This is a genomic window from Rhizobium sp. FKL33 (genome assembly GCF_005222915.1).
Lineage (GTDB): Bacteria > Pseudomonadota > Alphaproteobacteria > Rhizobiales > Rhizobiaceae > Rhizobium_E.
Genome location: NZ_STFX01000015.1, coordinates 25,084 through 37,464 on the forward strand (window position 1 = coordinate 25,084; position 12,381 = coordinate 37,464).

Here is a 12,381-nt window from a genome sequence, read left to right on the forward strand (position 1 = left end):
GTTGGAAGAAATGGCGGACAGAGAGGGATTCGAACCCTCGGTACGCTTTCACGTACACACGCGTTCCAGGCGTGCGCCTTCAACCGCTCGGCCACCTGTCCTTCACCCTGAAAGGGCGTCGCGAAGCGCTTGATTGGGACCGGTTTTGTCCGGCGCTTCGTTCGGGCGCGATCTATACCGATGCTGTGGCGATAATCAACCCTTCATGACAGAATTTTGATGCGGAAAATGAGGGCGATGGCGGGGCGGCATTGAAAGTCGGGGTGCGGACCGCTACTTCTTGGGCTCGGGGCGCGCATGGCGCTTCAGCCAGGATGGCCCGAGCGCGTTGCGCAAAGCGGCTTTGCGGAGAAAGGTCCCGGTGGCGGCATGCTTCTGGTGTTGCGATTCGTCAGTATGGTGTTTCTGGCCTCGGCCGTGATCGCCGGCGTGGTCGATTCCATTCAGTCGGTGGCGGCCAACGGCGTGATGATCACCTCGCTCGGCAATGCTTTGTTCGGCCTCTATCCCGATGTCGTGCTGGAAGCTGAACTTTATGTGCAGTCGCATCTCTCCGATTTCATCTGGGACGATGTGATCGCCTGGCTGTTGATTCAGCCCGCTTTCGCCGTGTTTCTCTGCCTGTCGCTGATCCTCTATCTCGCGGCCTATCGCAGCCCGGTCGCGGTGGCGAAACTGCCGTCTCGCCGCAAGTTCGGCTGAGAATATTGCTGCTTCAGGCCGATCGCGCCGCTTTCGATGGTTCGAACAAGGAAAGGAAAGACCATGTTCCTGATCGACATGTTCAACAAGAAGACCGTGATGCCCGATCCCGCCCATGCGCTGCCGGGGCGCGACGTCGAATTGCCGACGGCGGACACCCATTTCGTCAACGGCCAGCCGCTCAAGGGCCCCTATCCCGAGGGAACCGAGAAGATCCTGCTCGGCCTCGGCTGCTTCTGGGGCGCCGAGCGCCTGTTCTGGAAAACCCCCGGCGTCCATGTGACCGCAGTCGGCTATTCCGGCGGCTTCACCCGCAATCCGACCTATCAGGAAACCACCACGGGCCTGACCGGCCATACGGAAGTGGTGCTGGTGGTGTATGATCCCAAGGCCGTGTCGCTGCAGCAATTGCTGAAACTGTTCTTCGAAGAGCATGATCCCACCCAGGGCATGCGCCAGGGCAATGATATCGGCACGACCTACCGGTCGGCGATCTATGTCTACAATGAAGAGCAGAAGCGCGTGGCCGAGACGGTGCGCGACGCCTACCAGCAGGCGCTCGACCGCGCCGGCCGCAAGGCGCGCATCACCACGGAAATCGCCGAGGTCGGCCCGTTCTATTTCGCCGAGGAGTATCACCAGCAATATCTCGCCAAGAATCCCGGCGGATATTGTGGATTGAAGGGTACGGGCGTCGCCTGCATCGCCTAGCCAAAGCTGCTGAAGAATGACCCCATCCCTCTGTTTTTCATAGAGAAAGCAGAGGGATGAACCGATTTTTACCAACTGAAAAATTTTTGGTGAATTTTTCCCCTAGCCATGCAAGGATGCCGCGCGCTCGTCTCGAGAGGGAAAGAGGCAGGGCCGTTAGTTGAGAGCCGTTAGAGGGGTCTCCGGCTAATTCCGCAAACTGTGAGGCAACAGGGAAAAACAATGAAAAAAATCCTTTTGACACTGATGGCGACGGCGTCGATGGCCGCATCCGCTTTCGCCGCCGATGTGAAGCCGGCGATCATCTATGATCTGGGCGGCAAGTTCGACAAGTCGTTCAACGAAGCCGCCTATAACGGCGCAGAGAAGTTCAAGGCCGACACCGGCATTGCTTATCGCGAATTCGAAATCGCCAACGACGCCCAGCGCGAACAGGCGCTGCGCAAGTTCGCCGGCGACGGCAACAACCCGATCGTCGTGGCCGGCTTCTCCTGGGCCGCGGCGCTCGAGAAGGTCGCGGGCGAATATCCCGACACCAAGTTCGCCATCATCGACATGGTTGTAACAGGCAAGCCGAACGTCAAGTCGATCGTCTTCAAGGAACAGGAAGGCTCCTACCTCGTCGGCGTGCTCGCCGGCTTGGCCGCGAAGTCCGGCAAGGTCGGTTTCGTCGGCGGCATGGACATTCCGCTGATCCACAAATTCGCCTGCGGCTATGTCGGCGGCGTGAAGTCGGTCAACAAGGACGCCGAAGTGTTCCAGGCCTATACAGGCTCTGATCCGAGCGCCTGGAACGACCCGGTCAAGGGCGGCGAAATCGCCAAGTCGCAGATCGCTCAGGGCGCCGACGTGGTTTACCACGCTGCCGGCGGCACTGGCGTCGGCGTTCTCCAGGCTGCGGCTGAAGCCGGCAAGCTCGGCATCGGCGTCGATTCCAACCAGAACGGCCTGCAGCCGGGCAAGGTGCTGACCTCGATGCTCAAGCGCGTCGATGTCGCCGTCTACAACTCCTTCAACGATGTCAAGAACGACAAGTTCGTGGCCGACATCCAGAATCTCGGCCTGAAGGAAGAAGGCGTCGGCGCCGCCATGGATGACAACAACAAGCCGCTGATCACGCCCGAAATGAGCGCCGCCCTCGAAAAGGCCAAGGCGGACATCATCTCCGGCGCCGTGCAGGTGCACGACTATATGTCGGATGAAAAGTGCCCCTATTGATCGGTTGAATAATAAAAAGACCCGTCCTGGCCTGGGCCAGGGCGGGTCTTTTTTGGGACAAGAACCCTGCGGATGAACGGGGCTGACAATCAATAATGGGGCGGTTTGGTGACGGCGGGCGCTTCGAGCGTCGCGTCTTCAAGCGCGCGGAACTGCTCGGTGAGCCGTTCCAGGCGGAATTGAAGCTGGTCGATGATTTTCCATTGCCCGGCGATCTCCCCGGACAGATCTTCGATCGTCCGGCTCTGATGCGCGATTGTTTCCTCGAGCAGCGTCACGCGGGCCGAAAGGTCTTCGTCGCTCATGGCGTTTTCTCCGTCGCTGTCGGGCGAAAGCCGCTGGACAGGCGTCCCAAACCTCAACACTATCCGTCCAGAAAGCCGCGCCAGGTGGCCGGCCGTTCCGATATGGGCTGTCATGAGCGAATTTGCAATTGAACTCAAGGGCATCGACAAGAGTTTCGGCCCCGTCCACGCCAACAAGAATATCGACCTCAAGGTCCGCAAAGGCGCCATCCACGGCATTATCGGGGAAAACGGCGCCGGTAAATCCACCCTGATGTCGATCCTCTACGGCTTCTACCAGGCCGACAAAGGCGAGATCCACATCAACGGCCAGAAGGCCCACATCAAGGATCCCAGCGCGGCGATCTCCGCCGGCATCGGCATGGTGCATCAGCATTTCATGCTGGTCGAAAATTTCACCGTGCTCGAAAACATCATGCTCGGCGCGGAAGATTCCCCCATTCTCAACAAGGGCATCGCCAAGGCTCGTGCCGAGCTGAAACGGCTCGAGCAGGAATATGAGATGGAGGTCGATCCCGACGCCACGATCGAGGAATTGCCTGTCGGCATCCAGCAGCGCGTCGAAATCCTCAAAGCGCTGTTCCGCGGCGCGGAGATCCTCATTCTCGACGAGCCGACCGGCGTCTTGACGCCGGCCGAGGCCGATCACCTGTTTCGCATCCTCGCCCAGCTCAAGGCGCAGGGAAAAACCATCATCCTCATCACCCACAAGCTCCGCGAGATCATGGCGATCACCGATGAAGTCTCGGTCATGCGGCGCGGCGAAATCGTTGCGACGCGCAAGACCTCAGAGACGACGGTGGAAGAGCTTGCCGAACTGATGGTCGGCCGCCGCGTGCTGCTCAGGGTGGAAAAGGGCGAGGCCAATCCCGCCGGCGTCAAGCTGTCGGTGCGCAATCTCACCGTCAAGGACAGCCGCGGCGTGACCATGGTCGACGACGTCTCCTTCGATGTGCGCGCCGGTGAAATCGTCGGCATCGCCGGGGTCGCCGGCAACGGCCAGTCGGAACTCCTGGAAGCCATCGCCGGCATGCGTCGGGCCGTCTCGGGCGCCGTCGACCTGAACGGCAAGTCGGTCGACGTGACGGCTCACGGCGATCCGGCCGAGCTGCGCCGCCGGGGGCTGGCGCATGTTTCCGAAGACCGCCATCACACCGGTCTGGTGCTGAAGTTCGAGGAGGCCGAAAACGCTATTCTCGGCTATCACAATTCGCCGCAATACACCAAGGGCTGGCTGCTCGATGTCGATGCGATCCGCAAGGACGCCGAAGCTAAGATCGCCCAATATGACATTCGTCCGCCCAATCCGCGTCTCAAGACCGCGAATTTTTCGGGCGGCAACCAGCAGAAGATCGTGCTGGCGCGCGAGATGGAGCAGAACCCCGATGTGCTGATCATCGGTCAGCCGACGCGCGGCGTCGATGTCGGCGCGATCGAATTCATCCATCGCCGCATCATCGAAATGCGCGACGCCGGCAAGGCGATCCTACTGGTGTCGGTCGAACTCGACGAAATCCGTTCGCTGTCCGACCGCATCCTGGTCATGTTCGCCGGCCGCGTGGTCGGTGAGCGTAGTCCGGACGCGCCGGAAGGGGAAATCGGCCTGCTGATGGCGGGCGTGGAAGACAAGAAGGAGGCAGCCGAATGAGCGCGCCCTTTGCCAAGCTGCCGAATTGGGCCGAATACGGCCTGATCCCGCTGCTCAATCTCATCGCGGCCTTTCTGATCTCGGGGCTCGTCGTGCTGTTCGTCGGAGAAAATCCGCTCCGCGCCGCTGAACTGATGATCACCGGCGCTTTCGGCTCCGGCGAGGGCGTCGGCTATACGCTGTTCTACGCCACGAACTTCATCTTTGCAGGGCTCGCTGTGGCGGTCGCCGCCCATGCCGGCCTGTTCAATATCGGCGTCGAAGGACAGGCCTATATCGGCGGCATCGGGGTCGCGGTCGCCTGCCTGATGTTCGATTCGACCCTGCCCTGGTATGTGGTGTTTCCGCTGGCGATCATCGGCAGCATCGCCACCGGCGCGCTCTGGTCGCTGGTGCCGGCCTGGCTGCAGGCCTATCGCGGCAGCCATATCGTCATCACCACGATCATGTTCAACTACATGGCCAACAGCCTGATGCTGTGGATGCTGATCAATGTCTTCAAGCCGTTCGGCTCGATGGCGATCCAGTCCCGCACCTTCGAGGCCGGCGGACAATTGCCGAAACTCGATTGGCTGCTGGCGATCTTCGGTCTCGACAACCGCAATTCGCCGTTCAATCTCAGCTTCCTGCTCGCGCTTCTGGCCTGCTATCTGGTCTGGCTGCTGATCTGGCGCACGCGACTGGGCTATGAAATGCGCACGCTCGGCCATTCCTCGGGGGCGGCGCGTTACGCCGGCATCTCGGAAAAGAAGATCATCATCGTGACCATGCTGATTTCGGGCGCGCTGGCCGGCCTGCTTGCGATCAATTCGATCATGGGCGACCAGTTCCGCATCCAGCAGGAATTCGTCGCCGGCGCCGGCTTTGTCGGCATCGCGGTGGCGCTGATGGGTCGGTCGCATCCGGTCGGCATCATTCTCGCCTCGATCCTGTTCGGCATGCTCTATCAGGGCGGCGCCGAAATCGCCTTCGAGATGCCCAATATTTCGCGCGACATGATCGTCATCATCCAGGGTCTCGTCATCCTGTTCGCCGGCGCGCTGGAGCATCTGTTCCGCCCCGCTGTCACCCTGACTTTTGCCCGCATGCGCCGCGGCGGCGCGCCCACCACTGAAACTGCCGGAGGCTGATCATGGAAAATATCGATTGGTGGGTCTCCATCCTCCAGGGCACGATCCGCATGTCCGTGCCGCTCATCCTGACGGCGCTGGCCGGCCTCTATGCCGAGCGCTCCGGCGTGGTGGATATCGGTCTCGAAGGCAAGCTGCTGGCGGCCGCCTTCGCCGGCGCCTCGGGGGCGGCCGTCACCGGTTCGGCCGTGCTCGGCATCGCCTCGGCCATTCTCTGCGCCGTGGCGTTCTCTGCCGTGCATGGCTACGCCTCGATCTCCCAGCGCGGCAACCAGGTCGTCTCCGGCACGGCGATCAACTTCGTCGCGATGGGCGCGACCGTGATCATCGGTCAGGCCTGGTTCAATATGGCCGGCCGCACGCCCTCGCTGTCTGGTTCGGCCAAGCTGCAGACGGTGCAACTGCCTTTCGCCGCCGAGATCGGCCAGATTCCGGTCATCGGCGTCATTTATGAACGCCTCCTCTCGGGCCATCATCTGCTCACCTATTTCGCCTTTGCGATGATCCCGATCACCTGGTGGATCCTGTATCGCACCCGTTTCGGCCTGCGCCTGCGCGCCGTGGGCGAAAATCCGGGCGCGGTGGATACGGCCGGCATTTCCGTGGCGCGGCTGCGCTATATGGCGGTGCTGCTCGGCGGCGTGTTTGTCGGCCTCGCCGGCGCGTTTCTGTCGATGGCCGTCAGCGGCGGCTTCACCAAGGGCATGTCGGCGGGCAAGGGCTTTATCGCGCTCGCAGCCCTGGTCTTCGCCAATTGGAAACCGAAGAACATCCTGCTCACCTGCCTGCTGTTCGGCTTCCTGGAATCGCTTTCCATCGCCATGCAGGGCCAGCCGGTGCCGTTGATCGGCGAAATCCCGGTGCAGCTCTGGACGGCGCTGCCCTATATCCTCACCGTCGTGCTGCTCGCGGGCTTCATCGGCAAGGCCATGCCGCCCAAGGCGGCCGGCGTCCCCTATGTGAAGGAGCGTTGAGATGTCGCTGGACCAGCTTTTCGAGGCGGCGAAAGACGCCATGGGCAAATGCTATGCGCCCTATTCCAAATTCCCCGTCGGCGCGGCCATCCGCGCCGAGGACGGCGTGATCTACAAGGGCGCAAATATTGAAAATCTCGCATTTCCGCAGGGCTGGTGCGCCGAATGCACGGCGATCGGCGCCATGGTCATGGGCGGGGCCAAGAAGATCGTCGAGATCGCCGTGATCGCAGAGAAGATGGCGCTCTGCCCGCCCTGCGGCGGCTGCCGGCAGAAGATCGCCGAATTCGCCGACCGCAACACGCGCATCTATCTCTGCGACGGGACTGGCGTGAAGAAGACGATGACGATGGACGAATTGCTGCCGTTCAGCTTCGACACCGACGTCATCGGCTGAAGGAGACGGAAAGCATGATCCCGCAGGAAGTGATCCGCGCCAAGCGGAACGGCGAGACATTGCCGCCCGACGCCATTTACGAGTTCGTCAGCGCGCTGTCGCGCAATGCGATTTCGGAGGGGCAGGTGGCGGCCTTCGCCATGGCCGTGTGGTTTTCCGGCATGAGCGCCGAGGAAACCGTGGCGCTGACGCTGGCTATGCGGGATTCCGGCGACGTCCTGTCCTGGCCGGATCTCGATCGCCCGGTTGGCGACAAGCATTCCACCGGCGGCGTCGGAGACAATGTCTCGCTGATGCTGGCCCCTATCGTCGCCGCCTGCGGGCTAGCCGTGCCGATGATATCAGGGCGCGGCCTCGGCCATACCGGCGGCACGCTCGACAAGCTGGAATCGATACCGGGCTATGACATTTTCCCGAGCAAGCAACGCTTTTCCGAGATCGTTCGCGATGTCGGCTGCGCCATCATCGGCCAGACCGGCGAGATCGCGCCTGCCGACAAGCGCCTTTACGCCATCCGCGACGTCACCGCGACGGTGGATTCCGTGCCGCTGATCACCGGCTCCATTCTCTCCAAGAAGCTGGCGGCCGGCCTGCAATCCCTGGTCATGGACGTGAAGACCGGAAACGGCGCCTTCATGCAGACCATGGAGGAGGCGGAAACGCTGGCCCGCTCGATCGTCGACGTCGCCAATGGCGCGGGCGTGAAGACCACGGCGCTGATCACCGACATGAACGAACCGCTCGCCGATTGCGCCGGCAACGCCGTCGAAGTCGCCCACGCCATGGAATTTCTCGAAGGAGGCAAGTCCGGCACGCGCAGCTACCGGGCGGTGATGGCGTTCGCGGCCGACATGCTGGTCAATGCGGGCCTTGCAGCCGATCTCGCCGAGGCAGAACAGCGGGCCTCCGAAGCCCTGTCTTCGGGCCGCGCCCTGGAGGTTTTCGGTCGGATGGTTCATGCCCAGGGCGGACCCGCCGATTTCGCGAGCTCCTGGCGCGCGCATCTGCCGAAAGCGCTGGTCGTCAAGCCGGTCGCAGCGCCGAAATCCGGTTTCGTCGCCGGTTATAAGACGAGGGATATCGGTCTCGCCGTGATCGGGCTCGGCGGAGGACGGCTGAGGCCGGAAGATGCTGTCGATCATCGCACCGGCTTCACCGGCATCATTCCGGTCGGTGGAAGCGTCTCCGCAGGCGAACCGCTTGCCTTCGTGCATGCCGCCGATGACGCAGCGGCAACCGCCGCTGCTGCGGCCTATCTCGATTGCGTGACGATTTCGGACGAGCCGACGACGGCGCTCCCCGTCGTCTTCAAGCGGATCAGTTGACCAGCCGCATTTCGCTGTCGTCGGCGGAATAGGAATCGAGCTTTCGCATGAAGCTCATGCCGATGAGCGGCGAGGCGAGCTTGCGGCCTCTCAACACCAGCGCATCGACATTGCGGACTTGCACCGTGCCGATTTCCACCGAGCGCAACTGGATGCGCGCCGCCTTGGCGGGGCCGTTGGCTGTGTCCACCTCATAGCGGAAGTTCAGTTCGTTGCCGCCATAGCCGAGGTTTCGCGCATCCGCTTCGTTGACGGTGACGAAGGTCGCGCCGGTGTCGATCATCGCGTCCAGCGGCTTGCCGTTCAGGCGGAACCGGCCTTCGAAATGGCCGGCGTCATTGGATTTCAGCACATAACTGCGCGACGGCGACGTGGCGACGTTGATCGCTGCGGTCTCGCCGCCCAATGCTGGTTTCTTGGCCGGTTCGACCATTGCCGGCACGTTGACGGCCACCACAATCACCGAGGACCAGATGAGAAGCGCGCGCCCGATCATAGAATTCTCCTATTCGCACAGGAGAACGACGCTAGGACGGAATTGCTAAGAGATGTGTAAAAACAAAGGCGCCGAGCGGCGCCTTTCAGGCTTTTTCGAGAAAAGCGTTAAACCCGATTTAAGATAATCGTTCACTTTGTTCCGTACATGCGGTCGCCGGCGTCGCCGAGACCGGGAACGATATAGCCTTTCTCGTTCAGATGGCTGTCGATCGAGGCGGTGTAGACGGGCACATCCGGATGGAAGGCATGGAAGTTCTTGATGCCTTCGGGCGCGGCCAGCAGGCACAGGAAACGGATATTGGTCGCCCCGCGCTCCTTGAGCTTGTCGATCGCGGCGATCGAGGAATTGCCGGTGGCGAGCATCGGATCGACCACGATCACCAGGCGCTCGTTGATGTCTTCCGGAGCCTTGAAATAGTATTCGACGGGCTTCAGCGTTTCATGGTCGCGATAGACGCCGATATGCGAGACGCGGGCCGAGGGCACGAGATCCAGCATGCCTTCAAGCAGGCCGTTGCCGGCGCGCAGGATCGAGGCGAAGACCAGTTTCTTGCCTTCGAGGATCGGCGCGGTCATCGGAACCAGCGGCGTCTCAATCTCTTCATAGGTGATTTCGAGGTCGCGGGTGACTTCATAGCAGAGCAACGTGGAAATCTCGCGCAGCAGGCGGCGGAAGCCGGCGGTCGAGGTTTCCTTCTTGCGCATGATCGTGAGCTTGTGCTGCACGAGCGGATGATTGATGACTGTCACGCCGTCCATGTCGGAATGCCTCTTCTTGTTCACTTGTCTGCTGTCGGGCGAGTTTTTTCACGATGGCGGCGACCCCGCAAGCGCCCATTTCGCCTTTGTCCCGTCATCCCCATCAAAGAGGCGGAAATCAGGCCTTTCAGGCCGACGTCGACCAGAAGCCCGCCCCATGCGGACCCGGCTGCACGTCGAGGATCTGCGCGACCGTTTCTCCGATATCGGCGAAGCTCTTTCGCTGGCCATGTGAGGCGGGGCGCACGGACGGGCCGAAGATCAGCACCGGAACCTGTTCGCGCGTGTGGTCCGCGCCGCGCCAGGTCGGATCGCAGCCGTGATCGGCGGTGAGGATCGCGACGTCGCCCTGCTTCATGCGCGCAGCGAAGTCCGGCAGCCTGGCGTCGAAGGCTTCGAGCGCCGCCGCATAGCCGGCGACATCACGGCGATGGCCGTAGAGCATGTCGAAATCGACGAAATTGGTGAAGACGAGATCGCCGTCTTCGGCCGTCTCCATCACCTTCAGCGAGGCGTCGAACAGCGCCATGTTGCCGTTCGCCTTGGTCAGCGTCGACACGCCCTGATGGGCGAAGATGTCGCCGATCTTGCCGACGGCGTGAACCTTGCGGCCGGCGGCGACGAGGCGGTCGAGCAGGGTCGGTTCAGGTGGCGGCACGGAGAAGTCACGGCGATTGCCGGTGCGTTCGAAGGTTTCGGCGCTGTCGCCGAGGAACGGACGGGATATCACCCGACCGATATTCAGAGGATCGAGAATGACGCGCACCGTCTCCGACAGCGCCATCAACCGTTCCAGCCCGAAGCTCTGCTCATGGGCGGCGATTTGAAACACCGAGTCCGAGGATGTGTAGCAGATCGGCTTTCCGGTCCGCATATGCTCCTCGCCGAAACGGGCGATGACCTCGGTCCCCGAGGCGTGGCAATTGCCGAGAATGCCAGGCAGATCGGCCGCCTGGCAAATCTTCTCGACGAGATCAGGTGAAAAAGCATCGCCTTCGCTCGGGAAATAACCCCAGTCGAACATGACGGGCGCGCCGGCGATCTCCCAATGGCCCGAAGGCGTGTCCTTGCCTTTCGACGTCTCCTGGGCGGCGGCAAAAGCGCCGAGCAGGCGCGGCGCATGGCGCATTCCGGCCGGCAGCCCGCCATTGGCCGCCTCATAGGCGTGCAGCAGGCCGAGGCTGGTCATGTGCGGCAGCAGAAGCGGCCCTTCACGAAGACCGGCGCGATCAGCCGCGCCCGCCGCGCAGAATTCCGCGATATGGCCGAGCGTATCGGCGCCGAGATCGCCGTAGCGCTCTGCGTCGGGCGCGTTTCCGATGCCGAAAGAGTCGAGCACGAAGAGAAAGACGCGGGCCATGTGGATCCTGTGGGATGAAAATGAAGCTGTCCCCGTCAGTTAAGCGGCCCCGCCGCCCTTGGCAAGAAGTGCGTCTCTTCAGGAACAGTCGCCGCAGGGAATTTCGTCGCCCAATCGCTGCTTGAAGTAGAATTCGCGGTTGAGAGTGATGCTGCGCGTCGATCTGTCGAAGGAGCCCGCGCTGGTCATGTAGAGCAGGATTTCGTGGGGAAGTGATGCTTCGGCCCTGATGAGAAAGCTTGATGGTGTTTTCAGATCGTCGGGCGCATCGACCTCGCTGCCTTTGACATAGGGCGCGTTGCCGTCTTGATCCCACGACCAGAGCACGCTCGCATTGCCGGCGCTGTCGACAGATACACCGGTGATCTTCAGACCGAGCCCATCGGCGCTTTCAGGCGCAAGCGTTGCCTTTGCCGCGTCGATCATTTCGGCAAGCGTCGCCTTGGTCACCGTACTATGCCGCGCAACCGAATCCGCCACCGTGCTCGCCGCCTTCAAAACTTTCGTCGAAGCGGTATAGGCGGTGGTGATCTCGTAGGAGCTGAGATAGAGCGCGATCAGCACCGGCATCAGAAACGCGAATTCGATGGCGCTCGCACCTGAGCGACTGTCGAGAAGGCGCTGAAGAGCGACAAGCCGTAGACGCCACGAGTTCCCCCTCCGCTCACTCATAATCTTCATTCTCGAAAACAGATGTTGCGACGATCAGGAATTGAGTGGGGCGCGTCTCGCCGGATGGCTTGAGATTGGCGACATAGGGGCGGACGAGATCGGTGACGACGCCCCAGCGATAATAGGCGCGCACCATGTTCTTGCTGTCGGCGCCGCCGGGCGAAAAGGCGAATTCGCTGGTGTCGAGGTCGGAATAGGCCGCAGTCGAGATCTTGGGAACATCGAGCGGCATGTCCGAATAGGTCGAAAACTGGCGGACATCGATATAGAGCTTGGAAGGCGTGGCGGCTTCCGCGTCGTCGCACATGTGAAAGATGGCGATCTCGTCGCAAAACGCCTGCCGAAACTCCGCCTCGGTCATATCAGTCGATTTGCCCTGGCCGAAGGTGATCTCGCCGGTGCGGATCTTGCGCGCCATGGTGTCGACCGCATTGCCGACAAGCTGTTCGCCAGCAAAGGCGGTGAACGTCTCGAAGATCGCGAACACCAGGATCGAGAACGGCAGAATAAGGATGGCGAATTCGATTGCCGCAGCGCCGTCGGAGGCGCGTCGAAAGCCGCCAAAGGCGCGTGCCGCCCTGTCAAGAAATTTGTCTCCCAACATCGGAGCCCTTCATCGTCATCATGAACGTGCGGCGATGATAGGCGTCCCGATTTAAAACCGGGTTTGTCCGACTGCTGC

Annotated in this window: 14 protein-coding genes and 1 tRNA gene; 8 read left to right on the top strand and 7 right to left on the bottom strand. The window is 61.8% G+C overall.

The genetic code is table 11. The features are described 5' to 3' along the window. Positions 1–11: 11 nt before the first annotated feature. Positions 12–101: transfer RNA gene (locus E8Q41_RS09045), tRNA-Ser, on the bottom strand. 196 nt (positions 102–297) lie between these two features. On the opposite strand from E8Q41_RS09045, the gene E8Q41_RS09050 reads away from it, so the two are divergent. The 3 genes from E8Q41_RS09050 (at position 298) to E8Q41_RS09060 (ending at position 2,631) form a co-directional block, all read left to right on the top strand. Next, on the top strand, positions 298–702 hold the full coding sequence (locus tag E8Q41_RS09050) for a hypothetical protein (RefSeq protein ID WP_137155209.1): 405 nt from the start codon (positions 298–300) through the stop codon (positions 700–702). A 63-nt stretch (positions 703–765) separates the two neighbouring features. After that, positions 766–1,413 (top strand): peptide-methionine (S)-S-oxide reductase MsrA, encoded by a 648-nt coding sequence (msrA, locus tag E8Q41_RS09055; protein WP_137155210.1) that lies wholly within the window; start codon positions 766–768, stop codon positions 1,411–1,413. 222 nt (positions 1,414–1,635) lie between these two features. Then, entirely contained in the window at positions 1,636–2,631 is a 996-nt protein-coding gene (locus E8Q41_RS09060) for a BMP family ABC transporter substrate-binding protein (RefSeq protein WP_137155211.1), read from the top strand. An 89-nt stretch (positions 2,632–2,720) separates the two neighbouring features. Here the strand turns inward: E8Q41_RS09060 and E8Q41_RS09065 are convergent, their stop codons facing one another. After that, a complete protein-coding gene (locus E8Q41_RS09065; protein ID WP_137155212.1) occupies positions 2,721–2,936 on the bottom strand; it encodes a SlyX family protein in 216 nt (71 codons plus the stop codon). 112 nt (positions 2,937–3,048) lie between these two features. On the opposite strand from E8Q41_RS09065, the gene E8Q41_RS09070 reads away from it, so the two are divergent. From E8Q41_RS09070 to deoA, 5 genes are read left to right on the top strand one after another with little or no spacing between them, the layout of a single operon-like run. Then, positions 3,049–4,584 carry an ABC transporter ATP-binding protein gene (locus tag E8Q41_RS09070; RefSeq protein ID WP_137155213.1) on the top strand — a complete coding sequence of 512 codons (1,536 nt, stop codon included), beginning with the start codon at positions 3,049–3,051 and terminating at the stop codon, positions 4,582–4,584. Continuing rightward, positions 4,581–5,714, top strand: a complete 1,134-nt coding sequence (locus E8Q41_RS09075; protein WP_137155214.1) for an ABC transporter permease — start codon at positions 4,581–4,583, stop codon at positions 5,712–5,714. Before E8Q41_RS09070 ends, E8Q41_RS09075 begins: the two co-directional genes overlap by 4 nt. A gap of 2 nt (positions 5,715–5,716) precedes the next feature. Continuing rightward, a complete protein-coding gene (locus E8Q41_RS09080; RefSeq protein WP_137155215.1) occupies positions 5,717–6,688 on the top strand; it encodes an ABC transporter permease in 972 nt (323 codons plus the stop codon). Between the two features lies 1 nt (position 6,689). Further along, complete coding sequence (locus E8Q41_RS09085) at positions 6,690–7,085, top strand: cytidine deaminase (RefSeq protein ID WP_137155216.1); 396 nt, start codon at positions 6,690–6,692, stop codon at positions 7,083–7,085. 14 nt (positions 7,086–7,099) lie between these two features. Beyond that, entirely contained in the window at positions 7,100–8,410 is a 1,311-nt protein-coding gene (gene deoA / locus E8Q41_RS09090) for a thymidine phosphorylase (RefSeq protein ID WP_137155217.1), read from the top strand. On the opposite strand, the gene E8Q41_RS09095 is transcribed toward deoA, so the two are convergent. The 5 genes from E8Q41_RS09095 to E8Q41_RS09115 form a co-directional block, all read right to left on the bottom strand. Continuing rightward, positions 8,403–8,906: a TIGR02281 family clan AA aspartic protease gene (locus tag E8Q41_RS09095; protein ID WP_137155218.1), complete on the bottom strand. Its 504-nt coding sequence runs from the start codon at positions 8,904–8,906 to the stop codon at positions 8,403–8,405. The two genes, deoA and E8Q41_RS09095, sit on opposite strands and share 8 nt — an antisense overlap. A gap of 131 nt (positions 8,907–9,037) precedes the next feature. Continuing rightward, positions 9,038–9,667 (bottom strand): uracil phosphoribosyltransferase, encoded by a 630-nt coding sequence (gene upp / locus E8Q41_RS09100; RefSeq protein ID WP_137155219.1) that lies wholly within the window; start codon positions 9,665–9,667, stop codon positions 9,038–9,040. Positions 9,668–9,794: 127 nt separating this feature from the next. Next, positions 9,795–11,027, bottom strand: a complete 1,233-nt coding sequence (locus tag E8Q41_RS09105) for a phosphopentomutase (RefSeq protein WP_137155220.1) — start codon at positions 11,025–11,027, stop codon at positions 9,795–9,797. A gap of 78 nt (positions 11,028–11,105) precedes the next feature. After that, positions 11,106–11,708 carry a TadE/TadG family type IV pilus assembly protein gene (locus E8Q41_RS09110; RefSeq protein ID WP_137155221.1) on the bottom strand — a complete coding sequence of 201 codons (603 nt, stop codon included), beginning with the start codon at positions 11,706–11,708 and terminating at the stop codon, positions 11,106–11,108. Next, complete coding sequence (locus tag E8Q41_RS09115; protein WP_137155222.1) at positions 11,692–12,303, bottom strand: TadE/TadG family type IV pilus assembly protein; 612 nt, start codon at positions 12,301–12,303, stop codon at positions 11,692–11,694. Before E8Q41_RS09115 ends, E8Q41_RS09110 begins: the two co-directional genes overlap by 17 nt. Positions 12,304–12,381 lie beyond the last annotated feature (78 nt).